Here is an 11558-nt window from a genome sequence, read left to right on the forward strand (position 1 = left end):
CGCGAACGCCACCGGGCCGAATTGCTGGCGGCGGGGCGGTATCTTGATCTGATCGGGCAGCGATAAACATTCGTTGCCCTGATCAATTCATCCATTTCGCGATCATTCTGTGCTGTACGGCTGCCTGTGCCGCCATCCGGTAATAGGACAGCAATTCGCGCATTGGTGATGACATCCGGTCAAAGCCGGAAATGAAGGCGACAATAATCCCGACCGATGTTTCACCCTTGATCGCAAGATAACCACCGACGACCAGCACGCAAAGCGGGGCCAGGGCATTCAGCAGATTGATCAGGGTTTTCATCCCGAACTTGAGGATGAAAAACCACATGCGGTTGTTATAAAGGTAACTGATGCCGCGATGGATCGGGTCCAGAAGTTCCTTGTGATCGTCATCTTCGCCGGGATGGAGTTCGCTTAGCTCATCGCTGACTTCGCGCATTTTTTCCACGCGCTTTTCAATCAGCCGGTTGATCTGTTTTTGAATGACCGGCACCAGTGCGATTTGCGGGATCAGGGCAAGAATGCCGATCAGGCCAATGATCGGCTCGACACTGACCATATAGCCGATCCCGAAAATCAGCATCCCGGCATTGACGACCGGCTGCGAAAGGCCATCGCCCACAAACCCGCCGAGTTTTTCGATTTCCGATCCGATGATCGAAACCGCCCGGCCGTTTTCGCCTTCGCCATTGCCGGTGCGGTCTTCGGCGTAAAGGCGGCTGAGATGGCGTCGGTTATGACGGATTGCGCTTTCGCTTAGCCAGCCTTCGTAAATCCGAAGCGTGAATTTGGCCGCCGACTGCACCAGCACCACCGCCAGATAGATCACGGCCAGTACGGTCAGAAGCGACATGTCCTGTTTGCTGATCGCATCGTCGACAAGCCTGCGTTGCAGTTCCAGCGGCACAATGCCAAGGATGGCAACCGATATGGCAATCAGGCATACAACGATCTGGTGCCGGCCACTCATCAGCCAGATGTAACGCCATAAGGATTGCGCAGGGCGATCATCGCCGGTGGATTTCGGCTTGTGCGGGCGGATGCGAAACAGCTTCATGAAAGGACCGTTCTGGTGGATATCATAAGGCCTTAACGCGCCAGAACCCGTTTGGTGCCCGCATCGTTCGAAATGCCGGTATTTCCCGACCGGCTTCTAGACTTTAGTTCAGCCCGCCCACACATATCGCAATGACGTTAGGGAAATCAGGCCTTTGCGGGCCATTTTGTTCCTGTACCAGACTGTGAAAAATAATTGGCATTCCAGTACCGAATAATGCTATTTCAATTCATCATTCAGATTGCATCACCGGCATGACCATCGTCATGAATGCATTCCGGGCGGCCCAAAATAAGGATCACGCAATATGCAGGATATTATCGCCAAGCTCGAAGCCAAACGCGCAGAGGCGGCCATGGGCGGCGGCCAGCGCCGCATCGACAATCAGCATGCCAAGGGCAAACTGACCGCGCGCGAACGGCTTGATGTGCTTCTTGACGAAGGCTCGTTCGAGGAATGGGACATGTTTGTCGAACATGATTGCGTTGATTTCGGCATGACCGAAAACCGCATTCCGGGCGATGGCGTGGTCACCGGGCATGGCACGATCAATGGCCGTCTGGTGTTTGTCTTTTCACAGGATTTCACCGTGTTTGGCGGTGCACTTTCAGGTGCGCATGCACGCAAGATCTGCAAGATCATGGATCAGGCGATGAAGGTCGGCGCACCGGTGATCGGGCTTAACGATTCCGGCGGGGCGCGCATCCAGGAAGGTGTCGAAAGCCTTGCCGGTTATGCCGATGTGTTCCAGCGCAATGTCGAGGCATCCGGCGTGATCCCGCAAATTTCCCTGATCATGGGGCCGTGTGCCGGGGGGGCGGTCTATAGCCCGGCCATGACCGACTTCATTTTCATGGTCAAGGACAGTTCATACATGTTCGTGACCGGCCCGGATGTGGTCAAGACCGTGACGCACGAGGAAGTCACCCACGAGGAACTTGGCGGGGCGATGACCCATACCAGCATTTCCGGTGTGGCCGATCTGGCGTTTGAAAACGATGTTGATCTGCTGTTGCAGACACGCCGTTTCATGGATTTCCTGCCGCTATCCAATAAGGAAAAGCCGCCTGCACGTCTGTGTGAAGACCCGATCATGCGCGATGATTTCTCGCTTGATACGCTGGTTCCTGAAAATCCCAACATGCCTTATGACATGAAGGAACTGATCACAAAGGTCGTGGATGAAGGCGACTTTTATGAAATTCAGCCCGATCATGCCAAAAACATCATCATCGGCATGGCGCGCATGGATGGCCGCACGGTTGGCATCGTCGCCAATCAGCCGATGGTTCTGGCCGGTTGCCTTGATATTGCATCCTCGAAAAAGGCCGCGCGGTTTGTACGGTTCTGTGATGCCTATAACATCCCGATTGTCACCTTTGTCGATGTGCCGGGCTTCATGCCGGGGACCGCGCAGGAATATGGTGGCATCATCAAGCACGGTGCCAAACTGCTTTATGCCTATGCCGAGGCGACGGTGCCAAAGGTCACCGTCATCACCCGCAAGGCTTATGGCGGGGCTTATGACGTGATGGCATCCAAGCATCTGCGCGGTGACGTCAACTATGCCTGGCCGACCGCCGAAATCGCGGTGATGGGGCCAAAGGGCGCGGTGGAAATCATTTTCAGGGCCGATATGAACGACCCGGCCAAGATCGAGGCCCGCACCGAAGAATACCGTGAAAAATTTGCCAACCCGTTTGTCGCGGGGCGCAAGGGCTTCATTGATGATGTCATCATGCCGCATGGCACGCGCCGCCGCGTCTGCAAGGCACTGGGCATGCTGCGCAACAAGGACATCAAGAACCCGGCCCGCAAACACGGCAACATTCCGCTTTAACCCGCGACGTCAAATTGGGAGCAAACAATATGTTCAAGAAAATCCTGATTGCCAACCGCGGTGAAATTGCCTGCCGCGTGATCAAATCAGCCCGTAAAATGGGCATTGCCACGGTCGCGGTTTATTCCGATGCCGATAAAAATGCCCTGCATGTGCAGATGGCCGACGAAGCCGTGCATATCGGCCCGGCGCCATCCAACCAGTCCTATCTGATGATTGATAAAATCATCGATGCCTGCAAATCCACGGGGGCGGAGGCCGTCCATCCCGGCTATGGGTTCCTTTCGGAAAATCAGGCATTCGCCAAGGCGCTTGATGCCGCCAAAATCGCCTTCATCGGCCCGCCGGTCGGCGCGATTGCCGCGATGGGCGATAAGATCACATCGAAAAAAATCGCTGCGGAAGCCGGTGTTTCCACCGTTCCGGGCTATATGGGCGTGATCAAGGACACCGACGAGGCGATCAAAATTGCCAATGATGTCGGCTATCCGGTGATGTTGAAGGCGTCGGCTGGTGGTGGCGGCAAGGGCATGCGCATTGCACGCAACGATGCCGAATGCCGCGAAGGGTTCGAGCGCGCCACGTCAGAAGCGGCAAGCTCGTTTGGTGATGATCGCGTCTTTATCGAGAAATTCGTTGAAGAACCGCGCCATATCGAAATTCAGGTGCTTTGCGATAAACACGGTCACGGCATTTACCTTGGCGAACGCGAATGTTCGATCCAGCGCCGTCATCAGAAAGTCGTCGAAGAAGCGCCGTCACCCTTTATTGATCCCGAAACCCGCAAGGCCATGGGCGAACAGGCCGTGGCACTGGCGCATGCGGTGGATTACTGCTCTGCCGGAACCGTGGAATTCATCGTCGATAAAGACAAGAACTTCTACTTCCTTGAAATGAACACCCGCCTTCAGGTCGAACATCCGGTGACCGAGCTGGTTACGGGCGAGGACCTTGTGGAATGGATGATCAAAATCGCCAATGACGAAAAGCTGACGCTCGCGCAGGATGATGTCAAGCTGACCGGATGGGCGATGGAAACCCGCATTTACGCCGAAGATCCGTTCCGTGAATTCCTGCCTTCCACCGGGCGTTTGGTGCGGTATCAGCCGCCGGCTGAAAGCGCATCGGTGCGTGTCGATACCGGTGTCTATGAAGGCGGCGAAATTTCGATGTATTACGACCCGATGGTCGCCAAACTCGTGACTTACGGCGAAACCCGTGATGATGCGATTGCCGAAATGCGGGCCGCCCTTGATGCCTATTACATTCGCGGTATTTCGCACAATATCCCGTTTGTTGCCGCCGTCATGGCCAATAAACGGTTCCAGTCAGGCAACATCACCACCAATTTCATCGCCGAAGAATATCCCAACGGCTTTTCTGCCGATGATCTGCCCAATGATGATCCGGCGATGCTGGTTGTTGTTGCCGGATACCTCAATCAGCGCGTTGCCGAACGCAATGCACGGGTGACCGGGCAGGTCAGTGACCATCCGTTGACCGTCGCCGAAAGCTGGGTCGCGGTATCGGGCGATGATCACACTGCGTTCGATATCGAAATTGACGGTGTTAACAATGACTATATCGTCGCCATCGGGGATCGCAGTTATGGCGTATCATCCGACTGGAAAATCGGTGATGCGCTGTTTGTCGGCGAAATTGACGGTGCGCCGGTCTGCGTGCAGATCGATGTGGAGGGTGTCGGCTATCGCCTGTCGGCCAACGGCATCCAGCGCAGCTTCAAGGTCATGCTGCCCCGCGTGGCAGAATTGCAAAAACTGATGCCGTTCAAGGCGCCGCCGGATATGTCAAACTTCCTGTTGTCCCCGATGCCAGGGCTGCTGGTCAAGGTGTCGGTCACCGAAGGCCAGACCGTCCAGCCGGGCGAGGAGCTTTGCATCCTTGAAGCGATGAAAATGGAAAACGTGCTTAAGGCCGAAAGCAAAGGCGTGGTCAAGAAAATCCACGCCGAGCAGGGGGCGAACCTATCGGTTGATGCGATCATTATCGAGTTTGAAAAAGACGAGGTAGCCTAGGCCGGATTGTCATCTGGTCGGGCATTGACTGAAACGTGATCGGCGTCGGGGGAACATTCCCCCGGCGCTTTTTGTTTCATACCTGTTCGATCGGACGGGTTTGCAACCCCTTTCGAACAGTTGCAACGCATATTAAATACAGAAAACGGGGCTTTACGGCGATTTCCGGCTGACCTATGGTCGCGGATTGAGGCCCGATGCTTTGACATGGCCATCCAATAACAAGAAACGAGGGCTTTGAATGACCTATAAACTGATTGCCTTTGATGGCGACGATACGCTGTGGCATAACGAACCGCTGTTTCGCGATGCCCATATCCGCCTGCGCGAAATGCTCTCGCACTATGGCGATGCCGATACGGTGAATGATCGCCTGTATCAGGCGGAACTGGCCAATCTTTCGATCTATGGATACGGCATTACCGGTTTCACCCTGTCGATGATCGAAACCGCGATTGAAATTTCTGAAAAGAAAATAAGTGCAGCCGAAATTCATGAACTGGCCGAAATCGGCAAATCCATGCTGCGTGCACCGACCCGCCTTATTGAAGGGGCCGAGGATGTTCTGCGCCATTATGCCAAGCAGGCGGATCGCAAGGTCGTTCTGATCACCAAGGGCGATTTGATCGCCCAGCAGCTTAAAATCGAGCGGTCCGGCCTCGAAAGCCTGTTTGCCGGGGTCGAGATCGTCTCGGAAAAGGATCCGCTGACCTATCGCAATATCTTTGGCCGCTACGGGGTTGAGCCGTCCGAGGCGGTGATGATCGGCAATTCGTTAAAGTCCGACATCCTGCCCGTCCTTGCGTGCGGTGGGTCTGCGATCCACATTCCCTATGAAATCACATGGGTCCACGAAATGGTCGATCAGACCGAAATCGACAATGATCATTTCGTGACGGTCGAAAGCATCGCCGCCGTGCCCGAAAGCATCGAAAAACTTGAACAGGACCTGCCAGCCTATGGCACGGTCGGGAGTATGGAAAATGTCTGATTGCGCCGGTTCGGAAATGTCGACCGAAGCATCCCTTGCCAATGGCCCTGCGGCAAATCTTGATCCGCAGACCAAGCTGGAACTTGAAGCTGCGGCCTTTCGGGGGCTTGTGCAGCATCTTCAGGACCGCAAGGATGTGCAGAATATCGATCTGATGAACCTTGCGGGTTTCTGCCGCAACTGCCTTGCCAAATGGTATCTGGCAGCGGCGCGTGAACGCAGCGTGCCTATGGATTATGATGGCGCGCGTGAAGTCGTTTACGGCATGACCTATGATGAATGGAAAGACAATCATCAGGCCCCGGCAAGCGCCGAACAGAAACAGAAGTTTCAGGATACCGCCCATCTGCACGCCAATATTCCCGGTGCGAAGTAGAAGTAAGCATCACATCAAAGGATGTTGTCATGACCACCACCGAACCTGACCCGCAAACCGGCACCGGAAACATTTCCGTTCATGCCCGGATTGAAGGCCGGGTGCAGGGCGTGTGGTATCGCGCCTGGACGGTTGAGGAAGCCCGCAAACGCGATCTGACCGGCTGGGTGCGCAACCGCGCGGATGGCACGGTCGAAGCCCTGTTTTGCGGCCCGGTGGCTGGGGTGCAATCCATGATCGCTGCCTGTCACGAGGGCCCGATGCATGCGAATGTCACCCGCGTGCACGAGGAACCCGGGCTTGAAGACGGGTTCATCACTTTTGAAAAACGCCCGACTGTCTGATTGCGGGCTGCCGGATTGGCGCCTTTATCCAACCGCGTTCAAAGCCTTTTTCCGCCCCGATGCAGAAAAAGGCTTTTTCTTTGGTGCGGTGCGGTGGCATGCTCTTGCGATCCTGTCCGGTTGGTCAGCCCGCTGTTTTGCTTCACGGGTATGCGATGGCCGGATCGGGAACCAAACAGGGAGAATACAAAGATGAAATTGACGACGAAATCATTTGGCGTTGCTGTTCTTCTGGCAGGGTCGGCCTTTGGCGCGTTTGGCGCACAGGCACAGGAACCGGCACAGAATGACGGTCTGAACGCGTCGCTTTGGTATCAGACCTCGGTCGAATACAAAACCACCGCCCTTTCGGTTTATGCCGGCGCGCAGCGTCTTCTCGATGCCGCGATTGGCGATCATGACTGGACCGCGGCCCTTGAACAGGATGGCAATTATTCGGCAAAACCGCCGGCGATCATCCTTGATGTTGATGAAACCGTGCTCGATAACTCGGCCTATCAGTCATGGGTTGTGACGGCCAATACGTCTTACAGCTCCAAAACCTGGGCGGCATTTGTCGAAGATGCGATTTCAACCCCGACCCCGGGCGCGCTGGAACTGACCAAGGCGGCCGCCGATAAGGGCGTTGAAGTCTTCTATGTCACCAACCGCAAGGCCGCCGAAGAAGCCGCGACAATCAAAAACCTTCAGGAATACGGCTTCCCTTACGCCGATGCGGACCATGTGATGGTGCGCGGTGAAAAGGAAGAATGGGGTTCCGCCAAGGCGACCCGTCGTGCGGCAGTTGCGGCTGATTTCCGGGTCATCATGATGTTTGGCGATAACTTCGGCGATTTCACCGACGATATCGATGGCACCATCGATGAACGCCTTGAAGTCATGGACAAATACGCGACCTATTGGGGTGAGCGCTGGTTCATGCTGCCAAACCCGACCTATGGGTCATGGGAATCCGCGGCATTTGGCAATGACTGGAAAAAGTCACCTGAAGCCCGCCGTCAGGACAAGCTTGACGCGCTCAATAGCTGGTCGGGCCCGAAAGAATAATCTGTCGCACATCTTGATATGAAAAGGGGCGTGTCACGATTGGCGCGCCCCTTTTTTTGACCGCACGGGATCAATGTGCTTGTGTTGGCTTTCACGAAGTCATGCATCCGAAAGGGGACCGATGGACCGCGCCGACGCCCCAAATTCGAAGGCCGATAACATACCGCTTGCGGTTGGTACGATCATATTCACGGTTCTGGCGCTGTCGCTGGGTGATGCGCTGATCAAGCAATCCAGCACGTCATTCGTGATCTGGCAGATTTTTGTCATTCGCTCGTTGATCGCGATACCGTTTCTGGTTGTTTATCTGGCGATCCGATCCCCGGCATCCTTGCGCCTGAACGGTGCGGTGAAATGGATGGCGTTGCGCAGCTTCATGCTGGTTGCAATGTGGATCAGCTATTATCTGGCCTTGCCCCATCTGACCTTGTCGGTCGCGGCGGCGACCTATTATACTCTGCCGATCTTCATCACGCTGTTTTCGGCTGTCCTTATCGGAAACCGGATAAGTCGCATGGGATGGGCGGCAGTTTTCATGGGGTTTCTTGGCGTCTTGCTGATCCTTCGACCGACGGCGGACAATTTCAACTTATATGCCCTGCTGCCGTTGCTTTCGGCGATGCTTTATGCGCTGGCGATGATCCTTACCCGTACCAAATGCCGGGCCGAACATCCGATCATGCTGTCGTTGGCGCTTAATTGCACCTTTGTGATTGTCGGCGGGATTGCGGCGGCTGTTATAAGCACGCTGTCTGACGAGATGCGCCATGGTTTTCTGCTTGCCTCCTGGACACTCATGACGGCTTCTGACTGGGGCATGATGGCGATGCTTGCGGCCTCGATCCTGATTGGTAGTGTCGGTGCGGCCATTGCCTATCAGAATGGACCATCCCAGATGATCGGGACGTTTGACTTTGCCTATGTCGGCTTTTCCGTGATCTGGGGAATTATCTTTTTTGCCGAAAGCCCGGATGCGCTATCGGTTCTTGGTATTGCGATGATTGTCGGGGCAGGGGTGATATCGCTTCGGCAATGACCGCAGTGAGCATGATTTATTTCATGACCCAGCGAAAGGCGCGTTTGATCTCGGCGGTGCCGTTGTGATCATACCAGCGGCCATGCGCGATAATCACCCGTTCCGGTGCCCAGTCGATCATCTGATTTACCGCCTTGCGAAGACTTTCCTTGTGTCCGGCAAAGGTCATGCGCATATCGCGCGGAGCACATCCATCCGGGTCCATCGAGCCAAACATCCGGACCAGCCAGCGCCAGATCGGGCTTTTGATCTTGTGGGCTTCGAAATTCTCGATCAGGTCGGTAAGGATCAGGGTGTTTGATTTCGGGTGATAAAATACCACCTCGGACAAATAGCCGCCGCGCACCATCACCTGTTCAATCTCGCCCGCCCATTCGCGTTCAACGCTGTCGGCCAATTCGGCGTCAAACGATACCGTCATGCCGACCGATTTCGCCCGCTTGATCACACCGGGCGCACAGAAACTTTGCGCCGCCGGATAGGCCGCCTGCCATTCCGGCACCCCGGCATAATGGATGGTATTGGGCGCAACCAGACAGGCAACTTCGCCCAGTGCATCAACACTGGCCTTAAGGTCCGCCGTCAAACGGATCGGTGAATGGACAAACAGCTTGCCCGATGCCAGCCGGATGATCGTCATCCGGGTCGGAAACGGCAGTTTCATGCCGAGATACTGAAACCCGATCACCGGGCCATCCACGATCCAGATTTCGTCCCCAACGGCCTTGGGAACGTTTAGCGGATCATAGGTATCAATCGAAAACATCGCGGACCTTTTGGGGATGGGGTCGCTGGCTATTAGGGCTATTTCACGATCTTGCCAGGATTAAGCATACCATCGGGATCAATCGCATCCTTGATCACGCGCAAAAGCTTCATCTTTTCCGGGCTGGCATAGCGGGCCAGTTCATCAAGCTTCAGCTTGCCAATGCCATGTTCGGCACTGATCGAGCCGCCAAGATCGGCGACAATGTCATGGATCAGGCGGTTTAACGTTTCCCAGCAATCCAGAAACGCCTGCTTTTCCATTTCGACGGGCTGGGTGAAATTGAAATGGATATTGCCATCGCCGACATGGCCAAACGGGCAGGGGCGAATGCCCGGGATCAGGTCCCCGGCGGCGGCCATGCCACGCACCAGCAATTCCGGCACCCTGGAAACCGGGACCGAAACATCATGCTTGATACTGCCGCCTTCAAAACCTTGCGCCTCGGGGATGCCTTCGCGGATCGCCCAAAGATTGGCGCGCTGGGCTTCGGACTGTGCCAATGTCGCATCGCTGGCAAGGCCCGCTTCAAGGGCGCTTTCGAGAAGGTCGCTTAGAACCTCGTTCAGATCATCCTTGGGCCGTGACGAGGTCAGTTCGATCATCACATACCAGTCCGAGGGTGCGGCAAGCGGGGCGGATAGCCCCGGCAGGTGTGCCACCGTCATGTCATGGGCAAAGCCGCAGATCAGTTCGAACGCGGCAATCGCATCACCGCTGTCACGCCGCGCAAGCGCCAGAAGGTCAAGGGCGGCATCGGGGCTGGGGACAGCCACCCAAGCGGTCGCGACATGGCGCGGCTTGGGAAACAGTTTCAGCGTTGCCGTGGTGATAATGCCAAGCGTCCCTTCGGCCCCGATAAACAGATCGCGCAGATCATAGCCGGTATTGTCCTTGCGCAATTTCGAAAGCCCGTTCCACACGCTGCCATCGGGCAGAACGACTTCAAGCCCCAGAACCAGATCACGTGCATTGCCATAACGGATGACGTTCAGCCCCCCAGCATTGGTCGCAAGGTTGCCGCCAATCTGGCAGGTGCCCTCAGCACCAAGGCTAAGCGGGAAGATCAGATCGCGGTCAAGGGCAGCTTCCTGAAGGGTTTGCAAAATCGTGCCCGCCTCGACGGTGGCGGTAAAATCGCGCCCATCCATCTCGATGATCCGGTTCATCCGTCGAAGGTTTAAAATCACCTCGGCCGCGTTGGCAACCGCACCGCCGCATCGCCCGGTATTGCCGCCCTGGGGCACAATCGCAATGCCATGCGTTGCGCAGATCGCGACACATTTGGCGACTTCGTCGGTGTTGGCCGGATAAAGCACCATGCCCGCATCACCGGCAAACTTGCCACGGGCTTCGGCATTGTGCGTGGCGAGTATATCGGGCTCCATGCTCCAGCCTTTCGGGCCAAGGGCATCCTGAAGTTCCTTGATCGCGCTGGCGGGCAGGATGGACATCGGGTGATTTCCGTTCGGCTGAACTTTAATTGCTGGGGGCCGGGTGGGGGGCACGCGGTGCGCTGGCGCGTTTCATCCGGTCATTGATCGCAAGCCCAAGACCAGCATCGGGGATCGGCGCAATCGCGATCCCGTCAAAGCGCGGCTGATCGGCTTCGTGCAGTTTGGCAAACAGGTTGGCGGCGGCTTCTCGGTCATCACCGGTTTTCGAAAGCCACAGGACCTTGTCAAACCCCTTGGTCACGCAATCCCCGAAGGCCAGCAATATTTCATGGCCGTATTTCTTCTGGTCCGGTGCCGTCGCATTCAGCCGCACCGGCAATCCCGGCGCATAATGACTGGTCAGCATGCCGGGGCTTTTGGGGGCGTTGTCATCGGTTTCCGCCATCACGACGTCGCATCCCAGAACTTCTGCCACCTGATCACGCGTAATCCCGCCGGGGCGCAGCATCACCACCTGATCGGTGGTAAGATCAATGACCGTGCTTTCAAGTCCAACCCCGCAGGGCCCGCCATCCAGAATCATGCCAATCGCATTGCCAAGGGATGCTGCCACATGGGCCGCCGTCGTCGGGCTGATCCGCCCGGACCGGTTGGCCGAGGGGGCG

At 56.2% G+C, this 11558-nt stretch carries 11 protein-coding genes; 7 read left to right on the forward strand and 4 right to left on the reverse strand.

Going from position 1 to position 11558, the window contains the following annotated elements; all coding sequences use genetic code 11:
* Window positions 1–82 precede the first annotated feature (82 nt).
* Window positions 83–1060, reverse strand: a complete 978-nt coding sequence (locus TH5_RS24510; RefSeq protein ID WP_114124063.1) for an ABC transporter transmembrane domain-containing protein — start codon at window positions 1058–1060, stop codon at window positions 83–85.
* A gap of 307 nt (window positions 1061–1367) precedes the next feature.
* Here TH5_RS24510 and TH5_RS24515 point away from each other — a divergent pair, with 307 nt between their 5' ends.
* From TH5_RS24515 to TH5_RS24545, 7 genes are all read left to right on the forward strand, one after another.
* Window positions 1368–2900: an acyl-CoA carboxylase subunit beta gene (locus TH5_RS24515; RefSeq protein WP_062958932.1), complete on the forward strand. Its 1533-nt coding sequence runs from the start codon at window positions 1368–1370 to the stop codon at window positions 2898–2900.
* A gap of 29 nt (window positions 2901–2929) precedes the next feature.
* On the forward strand, window positions 2930–4936 hold the full coding sequence (accC, locus tag TH5_RS24520; protein WP_114124064.1) for an acetyl-CoA carboxylase biotin carboxylase subunit: 2007 nt from the start codon (window positions 2930–2932) through the stop codon (window positions 4934–4936).
* Window positions 4937–5177: 241 nt separating this feature from the next.
* Window positions 5178–5927 carry an HAD family hydrolase gene (locus TH5_RS24525; RefSeq protein WP_114124065.1) on the forward strand — a complete coding sequence of 250 codons (750 nt, stop codon included), beginning with the start codon at window positions 5178–5180 and terminating at the stop codon, window positions 5925–5927.
* Window positions 5920–6303: a DUF1244 domain-containing protein gene (locus tag TH5_RS24530; RefSeq protein WP_197467351.1), complete on the forward strand. Its 384-nt coding sequence runs from the start codon at window positions 5920–5922 to the stop codon at window positions 6301–6303. Before TH5_RS24525 ends, TH5_RS24530 begins: the two co-directional genes overlap by 8 nt.
* A 29-nt stretch (window positions 6304–6332) precedes the next feature.
* Window positions 6333–6647 (forward strand): acylphosphatase, encoded by a 315-nt coding sequence (locus TH5_RS24535; protein ID WP_114124066.1) that lies wholly within the window; start codon window positions 6333–6335, stop codon window positions 6645–6647.
* A 192-nt stretch (window positions 6648–6839) separates the two neighbouring features.
* Window positions 6840–7694: a 5'-nucleotidase, lipoprotein e(P4) family gene (locus TH5_RS24540; protein ID WP_114124067.1), complete on the forward strand. Its 855-nt coding sequence runs from the start codon at window positions 6840–6842 to the stop codon at window positions 7692–7694.
* A 121-nt stretch (window positions 7695–7815) separates the two neighbouring features.
* Complete coding sequence (locus TH5_RS24545; RefSeq protein WP_114124068.1) at window positions 7816–8730, forward strand: DMT family transporter; 915 nt, start codon at window positions 7816–7818, stop codon at window positions 8728–8730.
* Window positions 8731–8746: 16 nt separating this feature from the next.
* On the opposite strand, the gene TH5_RS24550 is transcribed toward TH5_RS24545, so the two are convergent.
* The 3 genes from TH5_RS24550 to TH5_RS24560 all read right to left on the reverse strand — a co-directional run.
* Entirely contained in the window at window positions 8747–9496 is a 750-nt protein-coding gene (locus TH5_RS24550) for a DUF4336 domain-containing protein (protein WP_114124069.1), read from the reverse strand.
* A 38-nt stretch (window positions 9497–9534) separates the two neighbouring features.
* Window positions 9535–10950, reverse strand: a complete 1416-nt coding sequence (locus TH5_RS24555) for an FAD-binding oxidoreductase (protein ID WP_114124070.1) — start codon at window positions 10948–10950, stop codon at window positions 9535–9537.
* A 25-nt stretch (window positions 10951–10975) separates the two neighbouring features.
* The coding region (locus tag TH5_RS24560; protein ID WP_208638537.1) for an L-threonylcarbamoyladenylate synthase at window positions 10976–11558 on the reverse strand (583 nt) is incomplete at its 5' end.

Source organism: Thalassospira xianhensis MCCC 1A02616 (genome assembly GCF_003326475.1).
In the GTDB taxonomy this organism is placed as follows: Bacteria; Pseudomonadota; Alphaproteobacteria; order Rhodospirillales; family Thalassospiraceae; genus Thalassospira; species Thalassospira xianhensis.